At 60.2% G+C, this 25,051-nt stretch carries 26 protein-coding genes; 12 read left to right on the top strand and 14 right to left on the bottom strand.

Going from position 1 to position 25,051, the window contains the following annotated elements; all coding sequences use genetic code 11:
- The first annotated feature begins 124 nt into the window (after window positions 1-124).
- On the top strand, window positions 125-1,069 hold the full coding sequence (locus ACEN2R_RS13805; protein ID WP_442043166.1) for a hypothetical protein: 945 nt from the start codon (window positions 125-127) through the stop codon (window positions 1,067-1,069).
- A gap of 18 nt (window positions 1,070-1,087) precedes the next feature.
- On the opposite strand, the gene ACEN2R_RS13800 is transcribed toward ACEN2R_RS13805, so the two are convergent.
- The 5 genes from ACEN2R_RS13800 to ACEN2R_RS13780 form a co-directional block, all read right to left on the bottom strand.
- Window positions 1,088-1,726: an ATP-binding cassette domain-containing protein gene (locus ACEN2R_RS13800; protein ID WP_442043164.1), complete on the bottom strand. Its 639-nt coding sequence runs from the start codon at window positions 1,724-1,726 to the stop codon at window positions 1,088-1,090.
- Window positions 1,723-3,432 carry an ABC transporter permease gene (locus tag ACEN2R_RS13795; protein WP_442043162.1) on the bottom strand — a complete coding sequence of 570 codons (1,710 nt, stop codon included), beginning with the start codon at window positions 3,430-3,432 and terminating at the stop codon, window positions 1,723-1,725. Before ACEN2R_RS13795 ends, ACEN2R_RS13800 begins: the two co-directional genes overlap by 4 nt.
- Window positions 3,429-4,613 carry an ABC transporter substrate-binding protein gene (locus ACEN2R_RS13790; protein WP_442043160.1) on the bottom strand — a complete coding sequence of 395 codons (1,185 nt, stop codon included), beginning with the start codon at window positions 4,611-4,613 and terminating at the stop codon, window positions 3,429-3,431. Before ACEN2R_RS13790 ends, ACEN2R_RS13795 begins: the two co-directional genes overlap by 4 nt.
- A gap of 23 nt (window positions 4,614-4,636) precedes the next feature.
- Entirely contained in the window at window positions 4,637-5,248 is a 612-nt protein-coding gene (locus ACEN2R_RS13785) for a CDP-alcohol phosphatidyltransferase family protein (protein WP_442043158.1), read from the bottom strand.
- Between the two features lie 170 nt (window positions 5,249-5,418).
- Complete coding sequence (locus tag ACEN2R_RS13780; protein WP_442043156.1) at window positions 5,419-6,417, bottom strand: helix-turn-helix domain-containing protein; 999 nt, start codon at window positions 6,415-6,417, stop codon at window positions 5,419-5,421.
- A gap of 183 nt (window positions 6,418-6,600) precedes the next feature.
- Between ACEN2R_RS13780 and ACEN2R_RS13775 the strand changes: the two genes are divergently transcribed.
- The gene (locus ACEN2R_RS13775) at window positions 6,601-7,059 is read left to right on the top strand and encodes a (2Fe-2S)-binding protein (protein ID WP_442043154.1); all 459 of its coding nucleotides are present in this window, start codon (window positions 6,601-6,603) and stop codon (window positions 7,057-7,059) included.
- A 1-nt stretch (window position 7,060) separates the two neighbouring features.
- Window positions 7,061-9,301, top strand: coding sequence for a molybdopterin cofactor-binding domain-containing protein (locus tag ACEN2R_RS13770; RefSeq protein ID WP_442043152.1), 2,241 nt, complete (start codon window positions 7,061-7,063; stop codon window positions 9,299-9,301).
- A gap of 80 nt (window positions 9,302-9,381) precedes the next feature.
- On the opposite strand, the gene ACEN2R_RS13765 is transcribed toward ACEN2R_RS13770, so the two are convergent.
- Window positions 9,382-9,588, bottom strand: coding sequence for a cold-shock protein (locus ACEN2R_RS13765; protein WP_442043150.1), 207 nt, complete (start codon window positions 9,586-9,588; stop codon window positions 9,382-9,384).
- Between the two features lie 258 nt (window positions 9,589-9,846).
- Window positions 9,847-10,053 carry a cold-shock protein gene (locus ACEN2R_RS13760; protein ID WP_442043148.1) on the bottom strand — a complete coding sequence of 69 codons (207 nt, stop codon included), beginning with the start codon at window positions 10,051-10,053 and terminating at the stop codon, window positions 9,847-9,849.
- Between the two features lie 211 nt (window positions 10,054-10,264).
- Between ACEN2R_RS13760 and ACEN2R_RS13755 the strand changes: the two genes are divergently transcribed.
- Window positions 10,265-10,582, top strand: a complete 318-nt coding sequence (locus ACEN2R_RS13755; RefSeq protein WP_442043146.1) for an arsenate reductase family protein — start codon at window positions 10,265-10,267, stop codon at window positions 10,580-10,582.
- A 45-nt stretch (window positions 10,583-10,627) separates the two neighbouring features.
- Window positions 10,628-10,987 carry a hypothetical protein gene (locus ACEN2R_RS13750; RefSeq protein WP_442043144.1) on the top strand — a complete coding sequence of 120 codons (360 nt, stop codon included), beginning with the start codon at window positions 10,628-10,630 and terminating at the stop codon, window positions 10,985-10,987.
- On the opposite strand, the gene ACEN2R_RS13745 is transcribed toward ACEN2R_RS13750, so the two are convergent.
- From ACEN2R_RS13745 to thrS, 5 genes are all read right to left on the bottom strand, one after another.
- Window positions 10,981-11,514 carry a DoxX family protein gene (locus tag ACEN2R_RS13745; RefSeq protein WP_442043142.1) on the bottom strand — a complete coding sequence of 178 codons (534 nt, stop codon included), beginning with the start codon at window positions 11,512-11,514 and terminating at the stop codon, window positions 10,981-10,983. The two genes, ACEN2R_RS13750 and ACEN2R_RS13745, sit on opposite strands and share 7 nt — an antisense overlap.
- Window positions 11,511-12,272, bottom strand: coding sequence for an HvfC/BufC N-terminal domain-containing protein (locus ACEN2R_RS13740; protein ID WP_442043140.1), 762 nt, complete (start codon window positions 12,270-12,272; stop codon window positions 11,511-11,513). The genes ACEN2R_RS13745 and ACEN2R_RS13740 overlap by 4 nt, the downstream gene beginning before the upstream one ends.
- Window positions 12,269-13,123 carry an MNIO family bufferin maturase gene (bufB, locus tag ACEN2R_RS13735; RefSeq protein WP_442043138.1) on the bottom strand — a complete coding sequence of 285 codons (855 nt, stop codon included), beginning with the start codon at window positions 13,121-13,123 and terminating at the stop codon, window positions 12,269-12,271. Before bufB ends, ACEN2R_RS13740 begins: the two co-directional genes overlap by 4 nt.
- Before the next feature lie 58 nt (window positions 13,124-13,181).
- Entirely contained in the window at window positions 13,182-13,472 is a 291-nt protein-coding gene (locus ACEN2R_RS13730; protein WP_442043136.1) for a BufA1 family periplasmic bufferin-type metallophore, read from the bottom strand.
- A gap of 188 nt (window positions 13,473-13,660) precedes the next feature.
- Window positions 13,661-15,610 (bottom strand): threonine--tRNA ligase, encoded by a 1,950-nt coding sequence (gene thrS, locus ACEN2R_RS13725; protein ID WP_442043134.1) that lies wholly within the window; start codon window positions 15,608-15,610, stop codon window positions 13,661-13,663.
- A 235-nt stretch (window positions 15,611-15,845) separates the two neighbouring features.
- On the opposite strand from thrS, the gene ACEN2R_RS13720 reads away from it, so the two are divergent.
- The 3 genes from ACEN2R_RS13720 to ACEN2R_RS13710 all read left to right on the top strand — a co-directional run bounded on the left by ACEN2R_RS13720 (window position 15,846) and on the right by ACEN2R_RS13710 (window position 18,368).
- A complete protein-coding gene (locus ACEN2R_RS13720) occupies window positions 15,846-16,598 on the top strand; it encodes an alpha/beta fold hydrolase (RefSeq protein WP_442043132.1) in 753 nt (250 codons plus the stop codon).
- A 10-nt stretch (window positions 16,599-16,608) separates the two neighbouring features.
- On the top strand, window positions 16,609-17,580 hold the full coding sequence (locus tag ACEN2R_RS13715) for an alpha/beta hydrolase (protein WP_442043130.1): 972 nt from the start codon (window positions 16,609-16,611) through the stop codon (window positions 17,578-17,580).
- 77 nt (window positions 17,581-17,657) lie between these two features.
- Window positions 17,658-18,368 (top strand): alpha/beta fold hydrolase, encoded by a 711-nt coding sequence (locus ACEN2R_RS13710; RefSeq protein ID WP_442043129.1) that lies wholly within the window; start codon window positions 17,658-17,660, stop codon window positions 18,366-18,368.
- A 9-nt stretch (window positions 18,369-18,377) separates the two neighbouring features.
- Here ACEN2R_RS13710 and phaZ read toward each other — a convergent pair whose 3' ends face one another.
- Window positions 18,378-19,682 (bottom strand): polyhydroxyalkanoate depolymerase, encoded by a 1,305-nt coding sequence (gene phaZ, locus ACEN2R_RS13705; protein ID WP_442043127.1) that lies wholly within the window; start codon window positions 19,680-19,682, stop codon window positions 18,378-18,380.
- Window positions 19,683-19,785: 103 nt separating this feature from the next.
- On the opposite strand from phaZ, the gene phaC reads away from it, so the two are divergent.
- From phaC to phaR, 4 genes are all read left to right on the top strand, one after another.
- Window positions 19,786-21,579, top strand: coding sequence for a class I poly(R)-hydroxyalkanoic acid synthase (phaC, locus tag ACEN2R_RS13700; protein WP_442043126.1), 1,794 nt, complete (start codon window positions 19,786-19,788; stop codon window positions 21,577-21,579).
- Between the two features lie 126 nt (window positions 21,580-21,705).
- A complete protein-coding gene (locus tag ACEN2R_RS13695) occupies window positions 21,706-22,152 on the top strand; it encodes a phasin, PhaP (protein WP_442043124.1) in 447 nt (148 codons plus the stop codon).
- A 258-nt stretch (window positions 22,153-22,410) separates the two neighbouring features.
- On the top strand, window positions 22,411-22,854 hold the full coding sequence (locus ACEN2R_RS13690) for a phasin, PhaP (RefSeq protein WP_442043122.1): 444 nt from the start codon (window positions 22,411-22,413) through the stop codon (window positions 22,852-22,854).
- A gap of 124 nt (window positions 22,855-22,978) precedes the next feature.
- On the top strand, window positions 22,979-23,548 hold the full coding sequence (gene phaR, locus ACEN2R_RS13685; RefSeq protein ID WP_442043120.1) for a polyhydroxyalkanoate synthesis repressor PhaR: 570 nt from the start codon (window positions 22,979-22,981) through the stop codon (window positions 23,546-23,548).
- A 46-nt stretch (window positions 23,549-23,594) separates the two neighbouring features.
- Here the strand turns inward: phaR and ACEN2R_RS13680 are convergent, their stop codons facing one another.
- Window positions 23,595-24,962, bottom strand: a complete 1,368-nt coding sequence (locus ACEN2R_RS13680) for an aminotransferase (protein WP_442043118.1) — start codon at window positions 24,960-24,962, stop codon at window positions 23,595-23,597.
- Window positions 24,963-25,051: the final 89 nt, after the last annotated feature.

The raw sequence follows: 25,051 nt of genomic DNA, 5'->3' as shown, positions 1-25,051 counted from the left end.
GACAACCAGCCTCCATCTCACACTGGCCCAATGTCTACACCGCCGTCAGATCAGGCGCAATTTTTAGAGGTGCCCTAAAGTAGTTGTACCGCGCAGACTTACGAGCGTTACAGAAATTTTGGGTATGAAACTTGGCATCTTAGATCTTTCGAAATATGAGTCTTGTGAATTTGATTTTACCAATTGTAGTTTTGGAGAGCCATTGCCAATGTTGCTTTTAGGTTGTGAAATTAGGTTGCTTTTTAAAAATAATAATTACTTAAAAATCACAGCACGTTCTCAGAAAGGTGAGTTTCGTGGATACGCAGATCATATCGGTTTATTTCGGTTCATTGGTTTTGATCGGGGTAATAGCCCCGGTCAAGCCTTAGGTTCAGCTAACTATATCCCTATCCAAGTGGTTGATCTAAACAAACTGCGTGAAGCATCCGCAGGGCGACCATATGCTGAAATTGTTGAGGAAAAATCAACAGAACTTGCTCGCATTCTAACTCAACAGCAGCGCGGCGACCTTTTTTCTGCAATCCAGTATTCACTTCGTGAAATGATGAGGAATTCGGCAGAACACAGTTTGGGAAACTCGCTAGTTATTTTCGGACAATATTGGCCTGCTAAATCATTGGCTGAAATTGTTTTATTCGATACTGGGGTTGGCATTAGAGCAACACTCTCAGGTTCTGGGATTGTGGTAGCAGATGACAAATTGGCGCTTCTCGAGGCAATAAAGCCAGGAGTTTCTGGAGTGTCCGAAACTGAAATGAAATATCAGGATGAGCAATGGAGAAACTCTGGATTTGGTCTTTACGTAACCAGCAGTTTTTTTGCTGAACGCGGGCGCTTCCGTATTATAAGTGGAACCGCTGGACTTACATGTAAAGGCACGACAAAGACACGTCATGATTGGAGGTTTAGTGGCACCTGCATTCAAATGGTGCTAGACACTTCAAATATTGAAGGTGCGTCAAAGCGTATACTTGAAATTGTCAGCGAAGGAGAGCTACAACAAGATTCTGATGGTGGACGAGTTAAGAAAATTGCATCCAAGAGTAGTAAATCAGTTTTCTTTTAAATAGTCTACGCCCCCCCCTCACAACACCACAACCTCTCCCCCTGCGGCCTTGGCGTCGCTGGCGTCGTGGGTGACCATCAGGACGGGGATGGCGCGGGCGCGGATGTGGTCAAAGACGAAACCGCGGACGTCTTCGCGCAGATCGGTGTCCAGCTTCGAGAACGGCTCGTCCAGCAGCAGGGCGGCGGGTTCGGCCAGCAGGGTGCGCATCAACGCTGCCCGCGCCCTTTGCCCGCCCGATAGCGTGGCGGGGTCGCGCATCGCAAAACCCGCAAGCCCCGCCTGTTCCAGTGCCGCGTCCACGGCGGCGCGACGGGCGGCGCGGCCTCGCACATGCGCCCGCAGCCCGAACGCCAGATTGTCGCCCACCGACAGATGCGGGAACATCAGCGCGTCCTGAAACAGGATGCCGATGCGCCGCGCCTCGGCGTGCAGGCGGGTCATGTCCTGCCCGCCCAGCGTGACGCCCCCCGTCGCGTGGAACCCCGCCGTCAGGTGGCCGCCGACATAGTCCAGCAGCGTCGATTTCCCGACACCCGAGGCCCCCATGACGGTGACGATCTGCCCCGCCGGAACCGACAGGCTGAGCGGCGGGAACAGTGGGGTTGCGGCGCCTTTCGGCGTGATGGTCACGCGGGTCAGGTCTAGCGTGGTCATGGATGCGCTCCGTTCAGGTCGCGGCGGTTGCGGTGGATCAGGGCGGGCAGCAGCAGGGCCGCGGCATAGGCGGCAAAGGGCAGGGCGGCCTGCAACACCGCGTAGGTGCCCACGACCCTGCGGTCAGAGCCGGAGGAGAGCGTGACGGCCTCGGTTGTCAGGGTCGCCACGCGGCCCGCACCCAGGAACAGCGTCGGCAGGTATTGCGCGACTGAGACGGCAAAGCCGATGGCAGCGGAGGTCAGGATCGGGCGCAGCAGGATCGGCAGTTTCAGGGTCACAAGGCGGCGCAAGGGTGAGGCGCCAAGGGCGGCACCCGCGCGGATCAGGCGCGGGTCCAGCGCGCGCCACGGGTCGGACAGGGCGATCATGACATAGGGAAAGACGAACAGCGATTGCGCCCAGATCACGGCGGTTGTGCCACTGGACAGGCCCGCCCGCAGGAACACGGTGTTCAGCCCGTAAAGAAACGCGATCTGCGGGATCAGCAGCGGCAGATAGATCAATGCGGCGGCCCAGCGGGCGCGGGTCAGTCCGGCGCGGTCCTCGCCCTCTAGCCAGGCGATGGCAAGGGTCAGCGAGGCGGCGGTCGAGGCTATGCCGATCAGCGCGGTGTTTTGCAGCGCCTTGCCCCATCCGCCTGCGGGGTTGGACCAGACCCTGACCGAGAATTGCGTGGGCAGGGGTTCGGGAAAGGGCCAGCGCCATGCGACGGACCAGACCAGCAGGCCGATCAGGGCAAGCCCGCCCAGCATCATCAGCGTGATCGTCGCGGCACTTGCGGCCCACAGCCCCGGTTCCGCCGACACGCCGCGCCCGCCGCGCCTGATCCACCAGCGGCCCGGCAGGGCGATGGCCCGCTCTGCCAGTGCCCACAGGGCGATGCCCGCGACAACCAGACCCGTTTGCAGGATCGCGGCGGCAGAGGCGGGCAGGATCAGCGATGTGTCGGGTGCGGTGAACCACCGCGTGACCGCAACCGCCAGCACAGGCGGGTTCGATGGGCCAAGGATGATCGCCACATCCACCACGGACAGGGCAAAGGCCAGCACGATGTAGATCGGCAGGCGGATCAGTGGATAGACCTGCGGCATGATCACCTTGATCCACGCCACCCCGCGCCCGTATCCAAGCGCGCGCGCGGCTGCAAGATGCTGGCGCACCGGCAACTGGCCAAGGGCGGCAAGGATCACCAACAGGAAAAACGGCACCTCTTTGACCATAAGCCCAAGGATCAGCGACAGGCCCCAGACATCGTTCACCGTGGCGATGTCGGGCGGCACCTGCCAGCCGGTAGCCCAGGGGCTGACTAGCCGCGACAACCACCCCGAGGGCGCGATCAGGAACGCAAGCCCGATGGCGATGGCGGCATGGGGGGCGGCCAGAAACGGCGTCAGCATCCGTGCGCCCGCCTGTTGCGACAGGCGCCCGTGAACGGCAGCACAAAATCCGGTGGCAAGCGCAAGGGAAAGCAGGGTCGACGCGAGGCCGACAAAGACCGTCAGCCGCAGGCTTGTGACAAACCCCGGCAGACCGGCCAGCCTGCGCCAAGGGTCAAGCGACAGCGTGGTTTCCCCGATGGCGGGCAAGATGCCGAACGCCGCGCGGCCCGTTTCCCACAGGCCCGCCGCAATGGGCAGGACAAGCCCGCCCATCACCAGTGCCAGTACGGCCAGACGAAGAGTTTGGCCGTCGGTTGGCCTCATTTGGTATAGCGTTCCGCCCAGGCCTCGGTCAGGCGGGTCATCCAGCTGGCGTGGGGTTCCAACAGGGTCGCGCCCAGATCCTCGTTCGTGGGCAAGGCGGGAGAGGACGGCAGGGCGGCGAACAGCGCCTTGTCATCATCGCCCAGTTTGGCCGGGTCGAGGACCGAAAAGCTGCCCATGACGGTGATGTCCTGCGCGTGGGCCTGTGTCGCCGGTTCCAGAAGGAAATTCGCGACGACCTGTGCGCCTTCGGCGTTGGCGGCGTTGAAGGGGATCGCGACAAAGCTGATGTTGCCGATACTGCCGCCATCCAGCGCATAGGTGCGCACGGTTTCAGGCAGCAGGCCCTGTTCGATCGCGGCGGCGGCGCTGGCCGGGTCGAAGGCCATCGAGATGTCGATCTCGCCGTCGTTCAGCATCTGTTGTAGAACCGATCCGTTTTCGGGGAAGGTCTCTCCGCCGCGCCACAGGGTCGGGCGCAGGTCGTCATACCAGGCCCAAAGCGGGGCAACCGTGGCGTCGAAGGTCGCGTCGGTGACCGGCTTTTGCAGGACGGACGCGTCAGGGGCCAGTTCGATCAGCGCCTGTTTCAGGAACGTGGCGCCCATGTAATTGCTGACCGCAGGGTGGGTGAAGCGGCCCGGGTTCGCCTTGGACCACGCCAGAAAGGCGTCGATGCTGCGCGGCGGTTCCATCACTCGGGCGCTGTCATAGTTGAACACGAATTTGGCCAGCCGCCACGGGGATTCCATGCCCTCGACCGGCACTGTGAAATCGACCGATGCCGCAGAGGTAGGCGACAGATCAAGGTATCTGGCGTTGGGCATTTCGGCCACGAACGGCCCGAACAAAAGGCCTTGCTCCTTCATCGACAGAAAATTCGGGCCATTGATCCAGATCAGGTCGACCGACCCATTGTCAGTCTTGCCTGCGGCCTTTTCCGAAATCACACGCGTTACGGCCTCGGCAGTGTCGGACAGTTTGACCTGCTGCACATGCACACCGTATTTTTCAGACACCTGCGTGTCGACCCAGGCGATAAAGGCATTGGTGCGCTCGTCGCCGCCCCATGCGTTGAAAAACACGGTCTGGCCTTTGGCGGCGTCCAGCGTCTGCTGCCAGTCGGCAAGGGCGGGGGTGGCCAGTGTCATGGCCAGCGTGGCAATCAGGGGAAGGCGCATAGGTGATCCTTTGTTGGTTGATATCAATCGGTTTTGAAGGCGTGCCAGCCCTGATGCCATCGCAAAGCCGTCGTCAACAGGCAGGCGGCGGCAAAGATCAGGGCAAGCGGGGCAAAAAGGCCGGGCCAAAGGCACATGGCGACGAACAGCGCGATGGTTTCGGCGCCCTCGGTCAAGCCGCCCAGATAGTAAATACCCTTGGTCGGGTACTCGGCGGCGGTCAGGCCGCGCTGGGCCGCGATTGCGGCAAAGGCCAGAAAGCTGGAACCGGTGCCGACAAAGCTGGTGATCAGAACGGCGGCGGGCAGGGCATTGCCGGCAGGATCGGCCAGGGCAAAGCCCAAGGGAATTGCCGCATAAAAGAAGAAATCAAGCGCGATGTCCAGAAACGCACCCCGCGCGGTGGGGGTGGTCATGCGGGCCACTTCTCCGTCAAGGCCGTCTGCGATGCGGTTCAGCGCGATCAGGACAAGCGCGGTCTTGTAAAGCCCCGCCGCCAGCGCCGGAACCGCCAGCATCCCCAGTATGAACCCCGCAATGGTGACGCTGTCTGCACTGATACCCCGTGTCACACAGGCACGCGCCACCGGACGCAGCGCCCTTTTGACAAGCGGCAGCAGGTGTCGGTCAAGCATGGTTTGGCCCGTGGTCGGCATCGGACATGTCGGCGTGGCTCCCGGTTGGTGGCTTGGCAAGGTCCGCGCAATAAGCACTTTCACATGATCCCGCGCAAGCAACGGCTGCGTCAGGTCAATCGTTTGTGATGCGGCGCAATGCTTTGGCGGTGCGCGGTGCAGGGCGCTGGTCAGGCGCGTTTACGCCTGCGGGCCTGTTGCGGGGTCAGTCCTGTCCATCCCTGAAATGCGCGGTAAAATGAATTGGGGTCGCGGTAGCCCAACAGATAAGAGATTTCAGCAATGCCGATCTGGTCGTCCGACAAGTAATGCAGCGCCAGATCGGACCGCGTGCAATCCAGTATGGATTGAAAGCTTTCCCCGTCGCGGTGCAAATGGCGTTGCAGGCTTCGTTTGCCGAGACCAAGCGCCTTGCTGACGTCTTCCGCCGTCGTGCGACCGCTTGGAAGAAGCTCCAGCAGGGTCTGCCTTACCCGTTCTGGCGTGGTGTTTTCAATCTGCTTATCGGCAAGCTGGCGTTGCAGTTCCGGTTCGAAACCGGCCCAGAACGCCGCGTTCTGCGAGACAAGCGGACGGTCCGCATCGGCACGTGCCAGGCTGAGCATCGGACGGACGGAAATCTGCGCCGTAGTCCCGTAGAACGCATCAAAGACCGCCTGATCCGCCATGAAAACCGGCTGGCCCACGGCAAGCGGTATGATGCGTTCTGCCGTAAGGCTGCGGGTGGTTTCCAGAAAATACACCAGTTCGAACACCGCGAAACCCGGTGGCAGGGGATGATCGGGATCAAGGGACGAGAACGATATATCCAGCCTGTCGGGGTGTGGTTCCAGATGCAGTATGATCGGCGCGATCAAAGGCTTGAACAGGGACAGGCGCGTCAATCCCGTCCGGACATCTGGGCTGCACGAAAAGGCAAAAAGTGGCGTTGCAAATGGTCCGTTGGCCATAGCCTGACCCAGATGCAGCGGTAGATCAGGGCGTTTTGCCTCTTCCTCGACGGCATCCCAGACGTGGAAAACCTGACTGGCGGGGATGCCTTTCCGCTCGTTTTCAAGATAATCGGCGGGCAGACCTGCGCGGCGCAGAACACGGTCTGGCGACAGTCTCAACACCGCGCAAAGCTGCCGGATCGTTGTCGCGACCAGATATTGGTCCTTGTGTGCCATATTTTTGGTGTTCGCCCGTGATGCTGTCTTAATGCGACCTTGTGACATTGCGGGGTGAATCGCGCCATCTGTCAATTGCTGTTTGGCGCGATCAGTTAGTTGTTTGGCGCGATCTGCGACTTATAATCACGCTGGCCTCTCGCTAAGTGCAACCTATAGCACAGGCAAAACCGGAGACATCAGATGCAGTTGACCGTGAATGAAAAAGCTTTCGACGTGGATGTCGAACCCGATATGCCACTGCTGTGGGTGTTGCGCGACGAACTGGGGATCACCGGGCCGAAATATGGCTGCGGGATCGCCTATTGCGGCGCCTGCACTGTGCATATCGACGGCGTCGCCGTGCGGTCCTGTTCGGTTCCGGTGGGCGATGTCGACGGTGCGGTCACCACAATTGAGGGACTTGGCAGCGCCACGGCGTTGCATGCGGTCCAGGCAGCCTGGGCCGAGCATCAGGTCGCGCAATGCGGATACTGCCAGTCAGGCCAGATCATGACAGCGGCGGCCTTTCTGGCCACCAATAGCAGCCCAACGGACGAGGATATAGATCAGGCAATGTCCGCGAACCTGTGCCGCTGCGGCACCTACCCACGCATCCGCGCTGCGGTCAAAACCGCAGCCCTCAAGCTGAAGGAGGCCTAGGATGAGCCGCATTGGAACCATCGCACGCCGCAGCTTCCTTATCGGCTCTGCCGCTGTGGCGGGGGGCGTCGTGTTTGGCGTCTATGCCTACAAGACACCCGCCGCCAACCCCTTGCTAAAGGATCTGGGTGCGGGCGAGGCCGCGCTGACGCCCTATGTGCTGATCAATGCGCAAGGTGTCACGCTGATCACACCCCGCGCCGATCTGGGGCAGGGGGCCTATTCGGTGCAGGCCGCCCTGCTGGCCGAGGAACTGGACATCGCATGGGGCGACATCCGCGTTGATCCCGGCGTGCCAAGCCCCGCCTATTACAATGGTGCCGTCGCCGCCGAAGGCTTTCCCATAGCCGCGACCAGCGATGGGTTCGTCGCCAAGAATGCGCGTGCCTTCGGGGATGTGATCGGGAAATTCATGGGCCTTCAGATTACCGGCGGGTCCAGCACCGTGCCGGATGCCTATGAAAAGCTGCGGGTCGCAGGCGCAACCGCCCGCGAGGTTCTGCTGCTGGCGGCCGCACAGCACAGCGGCATCGCGCGCACCGAACTGACAACCAAAGACGGCTTTGTGCTGCTGCCCGATGGCACGGCGCTTGGCTATGCCACGCTGGCCGGCATCGCCGCGACCATTGATCCGCCCTCCGGCGTCGCACTGAAACCCGAGGCGGAATGGCGCTATCTGGGCAAACCGATGCTGCGGATCGACATGCTGCCCAAGGTGACGGGCACGGCCACCTACGGCATCGACCTGAGGATGGCGGGCATGGTCTACGCCACGGTGCGCACCAACCCGCGCATCGGCGGGGCGATGACGGGCTATGATGCCAGTGCCGCAACCGGCGCGCGCGGTGTTCTGAAGGTGGTGCCGGTCACGGGCGGCGTCGGGGTGATCGCGGATAACACCTGGCGCGCCTTCAGGGCGGCGGGGGACATCACGTTCGACTGGGGGCCGGCCACCTATCCCGCCGATATGGCGGCCATGTGGGATGACGTCGGCGCATCATTCACCGATGATCGGCAGGACAGCCGGTTCAAAGATGAAGGCAACGTCGAGACCGCCCTTTCCGGCCACGCAATCGTGCAGGCGGAATACCGCATTCCCTATCTGGCGCATGCCCCGCTGGAACCGATGAACGCGGTGGTCCAGTTGAAAGACGGGCGTCTGGATATCTGGACCGGCACACAGATTCCGTTGTTCTTGATGGCGTCGGCGCAGGATCTGACCGGGCTGGGTGCCGAAAACATCCACATTCACAACCAGATATCCGGGGGCAGCTTTGGCCGCCGGTTAGAAGACGACTATGTCCGGCAGGCGATCGAACTGGCGATGGCGCATCAGGGCGTGCCGATCAAGATGACATGGACCCGCGAGGAGGACATGACCCACGATGTGCCCCGCCCGATCCAGATGAGCCGCGCGCGCGGCGCGGTCAAGGACGGCCATGTGCATGCCTATGATCTGGGTATCGCCAGCCCCTCTGTCTCTGCCTCGCAGACGGGGCGGCTGAACCAGTCAATTCCCGGCCCCGATGTCGCGATTGTGGCGGGGGCGTGGGATCAACCCTTCAGCATTCCGCACTACCGCGTCACCGGATACCGCGTGCCGCCGCTGGCGCCGATCAGCTCATGGCGGTCGGTGGGCGCGTCGGGCAACGGCTTTCTTCATGACAGTTTTCTGGACGAACTGATCCATGCGGCGGGGGCCGACCCGATGCAAGAGCGCCTGCGCCTGTGCTGGCACGATCCGTCCCGCAAAGTGCTGGAGGCCGTGGCAGAAATGTCGGACTGGGGCAGCGACATGGGCCCAGACCGGGGACGTGGCGTGGCGTTCACGCTGTCGTTCGGCGTTCCCGTCGCAGAGGTGGTCGAGGTGACCAACACGCCGGACGGGATCAGGATCGACAAGGTCTTTGTCGCGCTGGAGGTCGGTCGCGTGCTGGACCCCGTGAATTTTGAAAATCAGGTGCAGGGCGGGGTGATCTGGGGGCTTGGCCACGCCATGAATGGCGAATTGACCTATGCCGACGGAATGATCGAGCAGACAAACTTTCATGACTTCGAAGGCATGCGCCTGTATCAGACCCCGCTGATAAAGGTGCGCGGGCTGGAAAACAGCGACCGAATCAAAGGCGTGGGAGAGCCATCTGTGCCGCCCGCCGCGCCGGCGCTGGCAAATGCCATTTTCGCGGCGACGGGTCAGCGCATTCGGGAACTTCCGCTGAACAAACACATCCGGTTCGCCTAGGGCAGTTGAACCGGCAGGGGCAGGTCAAAAAGGCCCGCCAGACGGATTCTGGCGGGCCGATCACGGTCTATTCGTTCGGATCAAAGTGCTTTCAGGTTGGATGCCGACGCACGGCCGTCGCGGCCCTGCTCCAGATCAAAAGACACTTTTTGATTGTCGGCAAGGCCGGTCAACCCCGCCCGCTCGACTGCTGAAATGTGAACGAAAACATCATTGCCGCCGCCATCAGGGGCGATAAAGCCGAAGCCTTTGGTGGCATTGAACCATTTTACGGTGCCAGTGGCCATCCCGTCTCTCCTTTTCTGGACCGCCCGCAGGATGCGGCGGCTTGGTGCAGCCAGTTTCTTTAGTATGTCCGGCCGCTAGAAATAGAAGGCAGGGTCGTAAAGTCTGTATGTCACGGGACGAAAGGATGCGGGATTCGCGCCTGAAATCAAGTATTCTGAAAGAATTATGCCCGAACGGGCCTGATTTCGCCAGTTTTTGCCAACAAAAAAGGCCGGCTCACATGCGTGAACCGGCCTTCTATTTGATCGAAAGCGCTATTACAGCGTTTTCAGGTCCGTAGCGGACGCACGGCCATCACGGCCGTTTTCCAGCGTGAACTCAACCTTCTGGTTGTCGGCAAGGCCGGTCAGACCAGCACGCTCGACAGCAGAGATGTGAACGAAAACGTCGTTGCCGCCGTTGTCGGGTGCAATAAAGCCGAAGCCTTTGGTCGAGTTAAACCATTTTACGGTGCCAGTGGCCATATCCGTATCTCCTATCAAGAACCGCCCACGACATGCGGCGGTATGGTGCAGCCAGTTTCTTTAGTGATCCGGCCGCTAGTGATAGAAGGCGAACGTAAAGTCTGTTTGTCACAAACGTCTACATGGGCGCTTTTTACCCAAATTGCAAGTCTTTCCTTTGCATTCTGCGCCAGACCTGTTTAACGCTGTCGGGCCTGTTTTGGGAGGAACGATGCGGTTCTACGGATTGAAAACCTGCGATACTTGCCGCAAAGCATTGAAATCATTGGGCAACGGCGTAACAGTGATTGATGTGCGGGCCGATGGCGTGGCGCAGGACGATCTTGCGCGGTTCTATGCCACATTCGGTGACAAACTTGTCAATCGTGCCTCTGCCACATGGCGCGGGCTATCCGATTCTGAACGCGATCAGGCCCCGCTGGCATTGTTAGCGGCGCATCCGACGCTGATGAAGCGGCCCGTGATAGAGGCGGATGGCAGGCTTTATCTTGGCTGGGGCAAGGATGTTCAGGCGGCACTGCTTGGCTAATCCGACCCGCATGGTTATGTGGGCATCAGGTAACAGGAGACGACCATGCGCAATGCGGCCCTGATGTTGGGTGTTATCGGCGGGATCATCGGGATGATCGTCGGGTTTTTCGGATACGGCTACACGGTGCTTGTGGACCGCATCGGTGCGGATGTGCCTGACCTTTTGCAACAGGTGGACAACGTGCAGCTGGTGCGCGCGATGGCGCTGTTCTCTCCCTTGCTGGCGATTGCGGGCGGTGCCATGGCGCGGTCACAGCCCCGCATCGGCGGAGCGTTGATGCTGGTGTCGTCCGTGGGCATGTATTATGCCTTTGGCTACGGGTTCACCACGATGTTCCCGATCGCCTTTTGTGCCCTTGGTGGCGTTCTGGCGCTTGCAGCGGTAAAGCCCGACCCTCATTGAACCTTCAGGATGCGGTCCAGTGACAGCGGCCCCGCGCCGCGCAGGACAAGCGTGACCAGGACGAAAACCCAGAACGCCCGCTGATCCAGAATCAGCGCGGCAGATTCCTTGTCGAACCATGCGCCGATGGTGGCGGCGTCGGCCATATGGCCGGTGATGTCTACAATACTTTGCACCGCGATGAACCCGATCATGCCAAGCGCCGCCAGCCGCGTGAACAGGCCAAGAACGAGCAGCGCGGGCAGGGTGTATTCGGCATAGGTGCCCGCAAGTGCGACAAGCCAGTGCAGCGTGCTCAACTGGCTTGGGTCATAGCCTGCCGCCTCTATCGCCTTCGGGAAAATCTGGAAATAGGCGCCGCTGGACAGGGTGAAAATCCCGTCGATCTTTGTGCTGGCCGAAGACCAGAAATAGACCAGAAGAACGCCCGCGAAGGTCAATCGCGCAAGGCTGGGCAACAGCCACGGGGCAAGCCAGCTTTCAAGTCTGGAAAATGCGGCATTATGCAGGGTTATCAGTTGGGTCATGGCTGTTCCTCGTGTTTCAGTTCGACCATTGCACCACCCGAAAGCAGCAGGCCCAGCGTGGCTGTCAGGTCAAATTCAGGTGCATTGCCTGTCGCGGCCTCAAGCGCCTCGTCAAAGCGATGCCCGCGCTGCAAGGCCGTGATAAAAGCGGCGGCACCAGCGGGCAAAAGATCGACCACAGGATCAAAGCCCAAGCGGGTAATCAATACATCCTCGTTTTGCATCAATGGCTTGGGCGCACCGTCTTGGGTATTGAACCGCCAAATGCCATGGATCGGATAATCGGACCGGATGATATGCACCGCCGGCGCAAGAGCAATGCGAGACGCCATCAGCACCTCTGGTGGCGTGGTCTGCAGCAGCGCGGGATCAATCGGCGCGACGTCGGCGGCGTGATAACTGTGGCGCATTGCCAGCTCCAGTCGGGCGATGTCTGGCATATAGGGGAAATGCACCAAAGGTTCGAAATTGGAAAGAAATTCGGGAAATTCCCTGCCATAGAACATCAAAAGCGCGGATTTTGGTGGGTTTCCGCGCAGGAATACACCGGCAAGCGCGGTAAAAAACGCGTCCCCGACCAGCTTTAGCACAACAGGAAAGGCGGTTTTCAACGCCTCTGTCAGGCTGACGACGACGTTGTTGCGGTAAACGTCGAACCGCTTGCCTGCGGGGCGTCCCTGCGGATCTGTCAGGCCGGCGGGGGTGGCAAGGGCTGGATCAAGGACCGCCGCGGCAAAGGAGGATTGGGTGTCGCTCATGCCGTCACGCGTGCCAGCAGTGCGGCGGCGCGGCGCGCTTCTGCTTCCAGCACGTCCCAGTCGGGCACGTCATTGTCCCATTCTATCAGGGTCGGGCGCCGCCCGCCGACACCGATGGTGTAATGATACAAATCCCAGACCGGATCACCGACCTGCGTGCCGTGGCTGTCGATCAGCAGGGGGGCGCCTTGGTCGTCCTGATCCTCGTCGTGGCCGCCAAGATGGATCTCTTGGACAGCCGATAACGGGAAGGCGTCGATGTAATCGCGCGGGCTGGTTTGCTGATTGGTGGCCGAAACAAAGACGTTGTTCACGTCCAGCAACAATCCGCATCCTGTGCGCTGCGCGATCCGGGCCAGAAACTCTGTCTCGGGCATCTCGGACGCTGCGAAGGCCAGATAGGTCGACGGGTTTTCCAGCAACATTTGCCGCCCCAGCGTGTCCTGCACCTGTGTGATATGGGTGCAAACGCGGTCAAGGGTGGCGGCGGTATAGGGCAGAGGCAACAGGTCGTTCAGGAAATGCGCGTCATGGGTGGACCAGGCCAGATGTTCGGAAAAGCTGGCGGGGTTCAACCAGTCGACAAGATGTTTCAAGCGCGCAAGATGGCCCGGATCAAGCAGGCCTTCGCCGCCGATCGACAGGCCGACACCATGCACCGAAACGGGAAACCGCTCGGCAAGGTGGCGCAACTGCGCGAGGGGGCGACCGCCATCGCCCATATAATTTTCGGCGTGGATTTCCAGCCATTCCACACAGCCTGCATCTTGCATGATGGCGTTGAAATGCTGCGGCTTGTATCCGACGCCGGGGCGGTTCGGCAGGTGGGGATGTGATGCGGTGTCCAACATGGCGACCTCTGGCGTGTGGGGGGGTGTCCCCGCCGATGTGGCGGGGACGCTGGCGGCCTTAGCCGGCCATATCGCGCTCCAGCGGCTCCAGCGAGCCCATGCGGTTGTCGGGCAGTTCCATGGTGGTGCAGGTGCCCTGAGCGACCGACTTCCAGGCGTTGCCCTGATAGTCGACCTTAGAGGTGCCGGCGCAAGTGGTGCCGGGACCGGCGGCGCAATCGTTCTGCCCGGCCAGCGACACACCGTAGCATTTTTCCATGGCCTGCGCCGAAGCGGGAGTGGCGAAATGACCGGCCAAAGCCGCAGCAACAGCACCGGCAACGGCGAAGGTTTTGACGTGAGAAGACATTTTGAAATCCTTTTCGTTTGGTTGTGGAACACGCCATTCAAAGGCGATGCCATAGTCCTACCTGTCGAAAAGGGTCACGGGCCACTCACATGGGTGTGCAACACGGGGGCGTGTCAAAATGAAATATTCGAACAAAGAAAGGGGCGGAAACTGCATGAAAATTGCTGTATCCGCCCGCTTTTGGGGTGTTATCCGCGCTGGTCGGGGGCGCGCGCCTCGTCGGTCAAAACTGTAACAATCTCGTCCAGCGATATTACAGAGGTCTGATTGTCCCCCAGACGGCGCACAGAAACGCTGCGGTCCTCGACCTCTTTCATGCCGCATGCCAGAATCACGGGCACCTTTCCGACAGAGTGTTCGCGGATCTTGTAGTTGATCTTTTCGTTGCGGGTGTCGGCCTCGGCGCGGATGCCACGGGCGCGCAGGGCGTCGACCACCTGATAGACGTAGTCGTCGGCGTCGGACACAATCGCGGCCACAACCACCTGACGCGGGGCCAGCCAGAACGGCAGCTTGCCCGAGTAGTTCTCGATCAGGATGCCGATGAACCGCTCGAACGATCCCAGAACCGCGCGGTGCAGCATGACGGGCCGGTGTTTCTGGCCGTCCTCGGCGATATAGCTGGCGTCAAGACGCTCGGGCAGGACAAAGTCCACCTGATGCGTGCCGCATTGCCAGTCACGGCCGATGGCGTCGGTCAATACGAACTCCAGCTTGGGACCGTAGAACGCACCTTCGCCGGGGTTCAGCTCTACCTCGTAGCCTGCCGCCTTGGTCGCGTTCAAAAGGGCGGCCTCTGCCTTGTCCCAGACCTCGTCGCTGCCAGCGCGGCTTTCCGGGCGGTCCGAGAATTTCACGCGGAATTCGGTAAACCCGAGGTCTTGGTAGATCGACGACAGGAATTCGATGAACCGTCTGGTTTCGGATTCGATCTGGTCCTCGCGGCAGAAGATATGCGCGTCGTCCTGCGTAAAGCCGCGCACGCGCATGATGCCGTGCAAGGCGCCTGACGGCTCGTAGCGGTTGCACGATCCGAATTCCGCCATGCGCAGGGGCAGGTCGCGGTAGGATTTCATACCGACGTTGAAGATCTGCACATGGCAGGGGCAGTTCATCGGCTTCAGCGCGTTGATCGTCTTTTCGCGGGCATGCTCTTCGTCCACTTCGACGATGAACATATGCTCCTGATACTTCTCCCAGTGCCCCGAGGCCTCCCACAACCTGCGGTCAACAACCTGCGGTGTGTTCACCTCGACATAGCCACCGGCGTTCTGACGGCGGCGCATATAGTCTTGCAGGCCGGTGTAGATACGCCAGCCGTTCGGATGCCAGAAAATCTGGCCGGGGGCCTCTTCTTGCATGTGGAACAGATCCATCTCGCGGCCCAGCTTGCGGTGGTCGCGCTTGGCGGCCTCTTCCAGCATGGTCAGATGCGCCTTCAGGTCGTCGCGGTTCTGGAACGCGACGCCGTAGATGCGTTGCAGCATCGGGCGTTTGCTGTCGCCGCGCCAATAGGCACCGGCAACCGACATCAGCTTGAACGCGTCGGCGGGCACTTGGCCGGTATGCTGCAAATGCGGGCCACGGCACAGATCCTGCCAGTCGCCGTGCCAATACATCCGCAGATCCTCGTTGCCGGGGATGCTCTCGATCAGTTCGACCTTATAGGGCTCGTTCCGGTCGGTGTAGAAGCGGATCGCGCGGGCGCGGTCCCAGACCTCGGTGCGCACGGGGTCGCGTTTGTTGATGATCTCTTTCATCTTCTTTTCGATCTCGCCCAGATCTTCTGGCGTGAACGGTTCCGCGCGGTCAAAGTCGTAATACCAGCCGTTCTCGATGACCGGCCCGATCGTGACCTTCACGTCGGGCCAAAGCGCCTGAACCGCGCGGGCCATGATGTGGGCGCAATCGTGGCGGATCAGTTCCAGCGCGGCGGTATCGTCCTTCATCGTGTTGATGGCGATTTGGGCATCGGCATTGATCGGCCATGCCAGATCGAAATGCGCACCGTCCACCGTGGCCGAAATGGCCTTCTTGGCCAGCGATGTGGAGATATCCGCAGCAACGGCGGCGGCGGTGATGCCAGCCTCGTAACGTCGTGCATTGCCATCGGGAAAGGTGAGTGAGATTTGGGCCATCCGGGCCTCCTCGTCGGTTTGGCGCCCACGAAGCGCCCGGTTGCGGGTTATATGTGCGGCGGTTTTACCCTGCCGAAAGGTGAAGTCAACCGGAACCCTGGCGAAAAACATTGATAAGCCGTGCCGTTGCCATGTCCGCGATTGGACTGAAAGAGGCATGATCCGCCGCGTAACGATTGCATTTCGGTGGGGCGGCGGTAGACCTTTGGGGAAAAGGTCTGACAAGGAGAGAGCGATGCCACAGGTTCTGGAAACCCCGCAGGGGCGTCGCATTGCCTATCACCAGACCCAAGGGCGCGGACCCGGCATCGTGTTTCTGGGCGGGTTCAAATCCGACATGGACGGCACAAAGGCGGTTCATCTGCAGGCTTGGGCCGCAGGGCAGGGGCGGGCTTTTCTGCGGTTCGACTACTCGGGTCACGGGGCATCGTCGGGGGCGTTCACCGACGGTTGCATTGGCGACTGGGCGGCGGACGCGCGGGCTGTTGTCACATCGCTGACCGAGGGGCCGCAGGTGCTTGTCGGGTCCAGCATGGGGGGGTGGATTTCGCTGTTGTTGGCGAGGGCCATTCCCGAACGTCTGTGCGGCCTTGTCGGGATCGCCGCCGCACCCGATTTTACCGAGGACAGTATGTGGGGCGGGTTCACCGACGCGCAAAAAGCCGGGCTGGATCGCGACGGACAGGTCGCGCTGCCGTCGGACTATGACGCGCCCTACATCATCACAAGGCGGCTGATCGAGGATGGCCGCAACCAGTTGGTCCTGCGCGCGCCGCTGTCCCTGCCGTTTCCCGTGCGCCTTCTGCAAGGCACGGCGGACACGGATGTAGACCCGTCGGTGGCCCTGCGATTGCTGGACCATGCCAGCGGCGACGACATCCGGCTGACGTTGGTCAAGGGGGCCGATCATCGGTTCTCCTCCCCTGCCTGTCTGGGGCTGATCGAAACCGCCGTGGCCGAGGCGCTGGCATCGAGTGGCAGGATTTAGGATGCGTTTGATGGGAAAATGGCTGATCGGTATCATTTTAGGTTCTGTGTTGATTTCCGGCGGAGTCTGGGCCATCGCCCCGTCAGAGCAGGTCAACGTCGATTTCTCGTTTGATCCAAAGGTCTTGGGGGATGACATTGACGCGTATCTGGCCGCATCGGAAGCACAGTTCAGCGATATCACCCCCGGAACCGAGAAACGTATCGTCTGGGCAGGGGCGGCGGGGACAAAAACCGCCGTTTCGGTGATTTATCTGCACGGCTTTTCGGCCACCTCGGAAGAGATCCGCCCCGTGCCCGACCGGGTGGCGCGGGCCCTTGGCGCGAACCTGTTTTTCGCCCGCCTTTCGGGACATGGCCGCGGCGGCGACGCTATGGCAGAGCCGGTGGCGGACGACTGGATCCGCGATACAGCCGAGGCATTGGCCATCGGGCGGGCCATCGGCGATCAGGTGATCGTCCTGTCCACCTCTACCGGCGGCACATTGGCGGCGATCGCGGCGACTGACCCGGCGGCGATGGAACGGGTCAAGGGGATCACCTTTGTCTCGCCCAATTTCGGGATTGCCAGTCCGGCCTCAACGATCCTGACCTGGCCCTTGGTGCGCCGGTGGGGGCCGGTCGTGGCCGGGGCGGAACGCAGCTTTGAGCCGGTGAATGCCCTGCATGCAAAGTATTGGACAACGCGCTATCCGACAGCCGCACTGTTCCCGATGGCGGCCCTTGTGAAACACGCGTTGGGGCTGGATTTTGCCCGCGCGTCCGTGCCCGCGCTGTTCCTTTATTCTAACGAGGACCGCGTGGCATCACCCGCCGCCACGGCGCAGGTGGCAACGCAATGGGGCGGGCCGGTCACCGTGCAAACCGTCACGCCGGGTGCGGACGACGACCCCTATTCACATGTGATTGCGGGCGACATTCTAAGCCCGGACCAGACGGATGCCGCCATTGCCACAATTCTGGACTGGGTGCGCGGGATTTAGGGCCTTGCAGGTGAATGCAGGTTGACCCCGCCCCTGCCTGTGCGAATGTGGCCCCAGATTGCATTCGGGATAATTTCATGTTGGAACCATTGGTCTTTTTACCGGATATGATGGCCGATATCCGGCTGTTCATGCCCCAGATCATGGCGTTTTCGGCAGAGCGGTCGGTGCATGTCGCGCCGATGACGCTGGGCGACACCATCGAGCAGATCTCTGCCTCTGTGCTGGCGGCGGCCCCTGCGAAATTCGCGCTGGTGGGGCTGTCACTGGGCGGGATCGTTGCGATGGATGTGCTGCGCCGTGCGCCGGACCGTGTGACGCGCGTTTGCCTGATGTCGACGAATCCACAGTCCGAAACCCCGTCGATCGCGGCCGAACGAGAGCCGATGATTGTCGCCGCCGGGGCAGGTCGCCTTCAGGAGGCCGTGCGCGATATGATCCGTCCCACCTATCTTGCGCCGGGGCCGGGCCGTGTCGAGGTGATGAACCTTGTGATGGACATGGGGATGTCGATGGGCAAGGATGTGTTCGTGCGTCAGTCCCGCGCGCTGCAACGGCGCCCCGACCAGCAGAAAACCCTGCGCACGATCCGCTGCCCCGCATTGGTGCTGTGCGGTGCGCATGACGCGCTGTGCCCGGTGCGGCGGCACGAGTTCATGGCGCAGCTGATCCCTTACGCGAAACTGAATGTGCTGGCGGATGCCGGTCATTTACCCACATTGGAGCAGCCCGACGAGGTGAACAGGGCGCTGCGCGACTGGCTGGCAGCGCCCCTTGTTCTGCGTTGATCGCTGGCGCTAGCCTGCGGTTCCAACCGACTTGAGCGCAGGCGCTGCGATGGGGGAGACGATGGGCTTGACTGCGGGCTTTTCGGCCGCATTCGCGTCGAGAAAGCCAAGAACCAGCGGGCGGATATTGTTGCGCCAGCTTTTCCCCGCGAAAATCCCGTAGTGCCCGGCGTCAGGCTCCAGATGCTGGGCTTTCTTGCTGTCGGGCAGTCCGGTCAACAGCGCAAGCGCGGCGACGCATTGGCCGGGGGCGCTGATGTCATCCTTGGCACCTTCGACCGTCATGACGGCAACATTGTTGATCGCGCCGATGTCGACATGCTTGCCCTCGACGATGAATTTATTCTTGGCGATTTCACCGTTTTTGAACACGCGCTCGACCGTGGACAGGTAGAATTCCGCAGGCATGTCCATGACGGCAAGGTATTCATCATAAAACTTGTTGTGGGCGTCGTGATCCGACGCTTCGCCTTTTGCGGTACGCAGGATCTGGTCGTGGAACGCTTGCGAGTGGCGGTCGGCGTTCATCGAAACGAAAGACGACAGCTGTAGCAGGCCGGGGTAAACCATGCGGCCAACGCCGGCATGTTTGAAGCCGACGCGCTGGATCGCGCTTTGCTCCAGCTGGCCCATGGTGACGCGGCGGCCAAAGTCGGTCACATCGGTCGCGGCGGCGTCGGGGTCGATTGGCCCGCCGATCAGGATCAGGCTGCGCGGTTGCGCGCTTGGGTCTTCGGCGGCCAGATAGGCGGTCGCGGCCAGCGCAAGCGGGGCAGGCTGACACACGGCAATCACATGGATGTCGGACCCAAGATGCCGCATGAAATCGACCAGATAAAGGGTGTAATCCTCGATGTCGAACTTACCTGCCGACACCGGAATATCACGCGAATTGTGCCAGTCGGTAATATAGACGTCACAATCGGGAAGTAGGCTGATCACGGTAGAGCGCAACAATGTCGCATAGTGGCCGGACATAGGGGCAACCAGCAACACGCGGCGTTTGCTGGCGTCGCGGCCCTGAACGTGGAAGTGGATCAGGTCGCCGAAATCTTTTTTGACAACAGTCTCGACCGTCACGGAATGGTCGCGTCCGTCTTTGCCGGTGACCGCGCTGATGCCCCAGTCGGGCCGCGCTATCATGCGGGCAAAGGTCCGCTCGGTGACTTCGCCCCAGGCTGCCATCATCTGGAAGAACGGGTTGGGAAACATCCCTGTTACCGGATAAGAGGCGAGGGCCAATGCCGAAGCCCCCAACCACTGATTGGTGTTACGGGCGGTTTCCATAAGGTCGTATGTGGCCATATACTTCAACGGGTACTCCTTCTCCGGGGGGTGCCCGGACGATTCGTCGCTTAGCCCTCCCGCGTGGGCGACAATATGCTGCACAGCAGAAAAGTAGGATGGAAATCGCTTGATGACAACTGATGATGATGACGCAGCTGCAAAATTAGATCGGATGAATGCCAATTTGGCACGGGTCGAGGAGCTGTCACAGCGTCTTGTCGCGGCAATGACGACCAAAAAACAGGCCAACCCTAGCCTTGAAGGGCCGGGGCAGGATTTGTTTATGAAGGCAGCCGCCGCCTATATGGCCGAGATGATGCAGCATCCGTCCAAGATTATCGAAAATCAGGTGTCCTACTGGGGTAAGTCGCTGAAGCATTACGCCGAGGCGCAAGAGGCGCTGAAGGCCGGCAAATTGCAGGCCCCGCCGGACAATACACCCAAAGATCGGCGTTTTTCCGATCCGCTGTGGCAGACGCACCCCTATTTCAACTTCATCAAGCAACAATACATGATGTCATCCGAGGCGGTGGCGACTGCCATTTCCGGCCTTGAAGGGCTGGACGACAAGGACCGCAAGCGGGTTGAGTTCTTTTCCAATCAGATCGTGGATATGTTCGCCCCCTCGAACTTTCTGGGCACCAACCCCGAGGCGCTTGCGCTTGCGCTGGAAACCGACGGCGCGTCGCTGGTTCAGGGGCTGGAGAACCTTGTGCGCGATCTGGAGCATAACAGGGGCGACCTTCTGGTCACTCTGGCGGATAAGGACGCGTTCAAGGTCGGCGAGAATATCGGCACAAGCGAAGGCTCTGTCGTGTTCCGCAGTCGCATGCTGGAACTGATCCAGTACAAGCCGACGACGGAAACCGTACATGCGACGCCTTTGCTGATTTTCCCGCCGTGGATCAACAAATTCTACATTCTGGACATGAAGCCCGCCAATTCGTTGATCAAATGGATCGTCGATCAGGGCTTTACCCTGTTCGTGGTGTCCTGGGTGAACCCCGATGCGTCCTATGCGGATGTCGGCATGGATAACTATGTCGAGGAGGGGTATCTGGAGGCGATCGCCGAGGTAAAAAAGATCACCGGCGAGGATAAGGTCAATGCGGTCGGCTATTGCATCGCGGGCACGACCCTGGCGCTGACGCTGTCCCTGATGAAACAGCGCGGCGACGGTTCGGTCAATTCCGCGACGTTCTTTACCACGCTGACCGACTTTTCGGATCAGGGCGAGGTGGGCGTGTTCCTGAACGACGACTTTGTCGACGGGATCGAGGAGCAGGTGTCACGCGATGGTGTGCTGTCGTCCTATTTCATGTCGCGCACGTTTTCCTATCTGCGGTCGAACGACCTGATCTATGGCCCTGCGATTCGCAGCTATATGATGGGGCAGGCACCGCCCGCGTTCGATCTTTTGTTCTGGAACGGCGATGGCACCAACCTTCCGGCGCGCATGTCGATGGAATACCTGCGCGGCCTGTGTCAGGGCGACCTGCTGGCGCAGGGCAAGTTCCCGATGCTGGGATCGTATCTGACGCTGACCGATATCGACCTGCCGGTCTTTGCCGTCGCCTGCGAGACGGACCATATCGCCGCGTGGAAAAGCAGCTTTAACGGGATTCGTCAGTTTGCCAGCATCGACAAGACCTTTGTTCTGTCGCAGTCGGGGCATATCGCGGGGATCGTCAATCCGCCGTCGCGGAACAAATACGGGCATTATTCCAATGATGGTCCGCTGGTTGATCCCGACGCATGGAAAGAGGCGGCAGAATTCCATCAGGAATCGTGGTGGCCCCGGTGGGGTGCGTGGCTGGCAAAGCGGTCCGGCGCGATGATTCCGGCCCGTATGCCCGGGTCAGCCACCCATCCGGTTCTGGCACCCGCACCCGGAACCTATGTTGTGGCCAAGCCAAGCGTCTGAATTTCCTTTGGTTTTAAAAATTATGCTGCGATGCAGCGAAAAGACTTGAAATGCTGCACCGCAGCATGCATATTGGTGTGGAGAGACAAACAAGGGGCGGCGCGCCCCGCACCCAGGAGAACCACAATGGCTAAGGCACAAGATTACACCGCTATCATGCAGGACATGATGAAGGCTTACCCCGTCGACATGTCCGCAATGCAGGACGCGTTCAAGACACAGGCCGACCTCAGCGAGAAGCTGTCGAAAGTTGCACTGGCCGCTGCCGAGAAGTCGACTGAGATTTCCAGCGTCTGGACAAAAGAGACACTGAGCAAGCTGAACGCTGTTTCCGCTGCGAAGACAGAGCCTGCCGATTATTCCAAGGCAATGACCGATTTCGCAACAGTTGCAGCCGAAATGGCGCAACAGCACATGGCTGCTTTCGCAGAAGTCGCGAAAAACGTTCAGACCCAGACCGTCGAACTGATGATGTCGGCTGGCAAGTCCGCTGGCGAAGAAGCCTCTGCTGCTGTGAAAAAAGCAACCGATGACATGACCGCTGCGGCCAAAAAAGCATCCGGCCAGAAGTGAGTCGTTAAAGCGTCTTCCGGACCTCCCTCCGGTTGATGTCTCGAAAGGCAGGCCATGCGTGGCCTGCCTTTTGCGTTCCTGGGCGGCGTTGGCGCCTGTGAAATTTCGGGTGCAAATTTAAGGGCTTAACCTAGCGTCATTTTGTCATCAAATGTTCACGCCGCAGCGCAGCAAATTTCCTTGAAATGCTGCACCGCAGTATGTATATTGACGGGCAAGAACCCACGGGCCTTCGCCCACAGTATTAGGATCAATCACATGACTAAGACACAAGATTACACTGCGATCATGAAAGACATGATGGGCGCATTCCCGGTTGATATGTCCGCACTGCAAGGCACATTCAAAACCCAGGCAACTCTGGCCGAAAAAATGTCGAAGGTCGGGATCGAAGCCGCTGAGAAATCCGCAGAACTGTCCACCAAGTGGACAAAAGACACGCTGGCGAAATTCGCCGCTGTGACCGCTGCCAAGGCAGAGCCGACAGACTACGCAAAAGCATTCACCGATTTCGCGACAACCGCGTCCGAAGCAGCGTCCGAGCACATGGCCGCATTCGCTGAAGTTGCGAAAAAATTCCAGATGGAAACTGTGGAACTGATGCTGGCTGCTGGCAAGAACATCAACGAAGAGACCACTGCGGCTGTCAAGAAAGTGACTTCCGATGTGACCTCGGCCGCGACAAAAGCCGCTGCGAAATAAGATGATTTGACATCGGGATCCTCCCATCACGTGTCGCAGAAGGGCAGGCTGTTTCAGCCTGCCCTTTCTTTTTGTTCTGCGGTGGCTTAGGCTTTTATTCTGCGCTGCAAAAAGGAAGACTCCCGTGGCTGAAAGCAACAAACCACTCTTGATAAAACGCTATGCCAGTCGCCGTTTGTACAACACCGAAACAAGCGATTACGTTACGCTTGAAGACATCGCCAAATTCATCCGCGCCGGGCGCGAAGTCCAGATTGTCGATCTGAAAAGCGGCGATGACCTGACGCGCCAGTATTTTCTTCAGATCATCGCGGAACACGAAAGCAAGGGCGAAAGCGTTCTGCCGCTTGCCGTGCTGACCGATCTTGTGCGCAGCTACACCACGCAGGCCAACAGCGTTGTGCCGCAGTTTCTGGCAATGTCCTTTGACATGCTGCGCGATGGCCAGTCCAAGATGATGGAAAACATCACCAAGGTTCCGAACCCGATGTCGAAGATGCCCGGTTTCGAGGCGATGCAGCGCCAGCAAGAGGCCTTCGTCAAGGCGATGACCGGCGGGCTGGGAAACACTTGGCCCGGCTCGACCGCACCCACGGACGAGGGCGAAGGCACTGCGCCGGACGGCGGTGACCTTGATGACATCAAAAGACAACTGGCCGAATTGCAGGACAAACTGTCCAGGCTGAAAAAGTAGAACCGCACGCCCCCCGGCGGTATCGCAGGGGGCGGCGTTTCGGGCCTTAGGCCAGTTCTGCAAAGACCTTCTTGATCGAGGTTTCCAGCTTTTCGAACATCTCGTCCATCTGTGGCTCTGTCATGATGAACGCCGGGCATAGCACAATGGCCTGACCCAGCGGGCGGCAGATCAGCCCGTGGTCGGTGCAGGTGTTCGCAATCCGCTCTGACACGGACAAAGACCCGTCGAACGGGGTCTTCGTGTCCTTGTCACGGACCGCCTCCAATGCGCCCATCAGGCCCTTGCCGCGCGCCTCTCCGATGTTGTTGTTCTGCGCCAGATAGGCCAGACCGGCCTCGAACTTCGGTGTCAGGGCGCGGACGTTCTCCATCAGGCCGCCCTTGGTGATCAATTCAATCGCGGCCAGCGCGATGGCGCAACCGACAGGGTGGCCCGACGCGGTATAGCCATGCGGAAACTCTTCGATCTCTTCCGACGTGGCTTGCAGGCGGTCGGCCAGGTCCGGCCCCAGAATAACGGCACCCATCGGGAAATATCCCGCAGTCAGGTTTTTGGAGCTGATGATGGCATCCGGCACGAAATCATAGGTGACAGAGCCCCACATCTCTCCGGTCCGGCCAAAGCCACAGATCACCTCGTCAGCGATCAGCGGGATGCCGTATTTTTTCAGCACCGGCTGGATCGCCTGGAAATACCCTGCTGACGGCGGAATAACTCCGCCCGCGCCCATGACGGGTTCGGCAAAGAAACCGGCGATTGTGTCGGCGCCTTCTTCCAGAATGGTCGCCTCCAGCTCTGCTGCCATGCGGGCGGTGAACTGCGCCTCTGTCTCGCCATCCTTGCCATTGCGCCAATAATGCGGGCAGGTCAGGTGGATAAAGCCGGGCAGTGGCAGCCCGAAAACCGAGTTATAGGGCTTGCCCGTCATCGACGCGGACACCGCCGTCACCCCGTGATAGCCGTTGATGCGGGTCAGTATCTTGCGGCGCTCCGGCTTGCCTTCGGACCTGCCGAGGAACCATAGCATCTTGACCATCGTGTCGTTCGCCTCGGACCCCGAGTTGGTGTAGAACACCTTGGCGCGATCATAGGGGGACACCTCCACCAGCTTTTCGGATAGCATCACGGTCTGGTCGGACATCCGCCCGAAGAACGAGTGGTACCCCGGAAACCGGTCGTATTGCGCCTTGGCCGCATCGGCCATTCCCTTGTGGTCAAAGCCGGCGACCATGTTCCAAAGGCCCGAGTTGCTGTCGAGAAACTTGCGCCCGTGGACGTCGAAAACATAGGGGCCTTCGCCATGGGTCAGAACGATCTCGCCGCGCTCGTGGACCGAGGGCAGATCGGTGAAGCCGTAGAAAGAGTTTGCGTCAGCGCGGGATTCCCAGCTGTTGGGTGTATTGTCACGCATGATCTGCGTCCTTTGTATAAGAGCATTTGCCCGAGCGTATCGCGGCGTGCGACGGGGTTCAATCAAGCTGTCGGGTGGATTGCCAGAAT

Source organism: Pseudogemmobacter sp. W21_MBD1_M6, from assembly GCF_052119585.1.
In the GTDB taxonomy this organism is placed as follows: domain Bacteria; phylum Pseudomonadota; class Alphaproteobacteria; order Rhodobacterales; family Rhodobacteraceae; genus JBGQOJ01.
This window is presented reverse-complemented; position numbering and strand designations above follow the sequence as displayed.

What these genes read in the sequence shown, in the direction of transcription:
- ACEN2R_RS13805 (WP_442043166.1), top strand. Translation starts at nt 125, where the DNA reads ATGAAACTTGGCATCTTAGATCTTTCGAAATATGAGTCTTGTGAATTT.
- ACEN2R_RS13800 (WP_442043164.1), bottom strand. Translation starts at nt 1,726, where the DNA reads ATGACCACGCTAGACCTGACCCGCGTGACCATCACGCCGAAAGGCGCC.
- ACEN2R_RS13795 (WP_442043162.1), bottom strand. Translation starts at nt 3,432, where the DNA reads ATGAGGCCAACCGACGGCCAAACTCTTCGTCTGGCCGTACTGGCACTG.
- ACEN2R_RS13790 (WP_442043160.1), bottom strand. Translation starts at nt 4,613, where the DNA reads ATGCGCCTTCCCCTGATTGCCACGCTGGCCATGACACTGGCCACCCCC.
- ACEN2R_RS13785 (WP_442043158.1), bottom strand. Translation starts at nt 5,248, where the DNA reads ATGCTTGACCGACACCTGCTGCCGCTTGTCAAAAGGGCGCTGCGTCCG.
- ACEN2R_RS13780 (WP_442043156.1), bottom strand. Translation starts at nt 6,417, where the DNA reads ATGGCACACAAGGACCAATATCTGGTCGCGACAACGATCCGGCAGCTT.
- ACEN2R_RS13775 (WP_442043154.1), top strand. Translation starts at nt 6,601, where the DNA reads ATGCAGTTGACCGTGAATGAAAAAGCTTTCGACGTGGATGTCGAACCC.
- ACEN2R_RS13770 (WP_442043152.1), top strand. Translation starts at nt 7,061, where the DNA reads ATGAGCCGCATTGGAACCATCGCACGCCGCAGCTTCCTTATCGGCTCT.
- ACEN2R_RS13765 (WP_442043150.1), bottom strand. Translation starts at nt 9,588, where the DNA reads ATGGCCACTGGCACCGTAAAATGGTTCAATGCCACCAAAGGCTTCGGC.
- ACEN2R_RS13760 (WP_442043148.1), bottom strand. Translation starts at nt 10,053, where the DNA reads ATGGCCACTGGCACCGTAAAATGGTTTAACTCGACCAAAGGCTTCGGC.
- ACEN2R_RS13755 (WP_442043146.1), top strand. Translation starts at nt 10,265, where the DNA reads ATGCGGTTCTACGGATTGAAAACCTGCGATACTTGCCGCAAAGCATTG.
- ACEN2R_RS13750 (WP_442043144.1), top strand. Translation starts at nt 10,628, where the DNA reads ATGCGCAATGCGGCCCTGATGTTGGGTGTTATCGGCGGGATCATCGGG.
- ACEN2R_RS13745 (WP_442043142.1), bottom strand. Translation starts at nt 11,514, where the DNA reads ATGACCCAACTGATAACCCTGCATAATGCCGCATTTTCCAGACTTGAA.
- ACEN2R_RS13740 (WP_442043140.1), bottom strand. Translation starts at nt 12,272, where the DNA reads ATGAGCGACACCCAATCCTCCTTTGCCGCGGCGGTCCTTGATCCAGCC.
- bufB (WP_442043138.1), bottom strand. Translation starts at nt 13,123, where the DNA reads ATGTTGGACACCGCATCACATCCCCACCTGCCGAACCGCCCCGGCGTC.
- ACEN2R_RS13730 (WP_442043136.1), bottom strand. Translation starts at nt 13,472, where the DNA reads ATGTCTTCTCACGTCAAAACCTTCGCCGTTGCCGGTGCTGTTGCTGCG.
- thrS (WP_442043134.1), bottom strand. Translation starts at nt 15,610, where the DNA reads ATGGCCCAAATCTCACTCACCTTTCCCGATGGCAATGCACGACGTTAC.
- ACEN2R_RS13720 (WP_442043132.1), top strand. Translation starts at nt 15,846, where the DNA reads ATGCCACAGGTTCTGGAAACCCCGCAGGGGCGTCGCATTGCCTATCAC.
- ACEN2R_RS13715 (WP_442043130.1), top strand. Translation starts at nt 16,609, where the DNA reads ATGGGAAAATGGCTGATCGGTATCATTTTAGGTTCTGTGTTGATTTCC.
- ACEN2R_RS13710 (WP_442043129.1), top strand. Translation starts at nt 17,658, where the DNA reads ATGTTGGAACCATTGGTCTTTTTACCGGATATGATGGCCGATATCCGG.
- phaC (WP_442043126.1), top strand. Translation starts at nt 19,786, where the DNA reads ATGACAACTGATGATGATGACGCAGCTGCAAAATTAGATCGGATGAAT.
- ACEN2R_RS13695 (WP_442043124.1), top strand. Translation starts at nt 21,706, where the DNA reads ATGGCTAAGGCACAAGATTACACCGCTATCATGCAGGACATGATGAAG.
- ACEN2R_RS13690 (WP_442043122.1), top strand. Translation starts at nt 22,411, where the DNA reads ATGACTAAGACACAAGATTACACTGCGATCATGAAAGACATGATGGGC.
- ACEN2R_RS13680 (WP_442043118.1), bottom strand. Translation starts at nt 24,962, where the DNA reads ATGCGTGACAATACACCCAACAGCTGGGAATCCCGCGCTGACGCAAAC.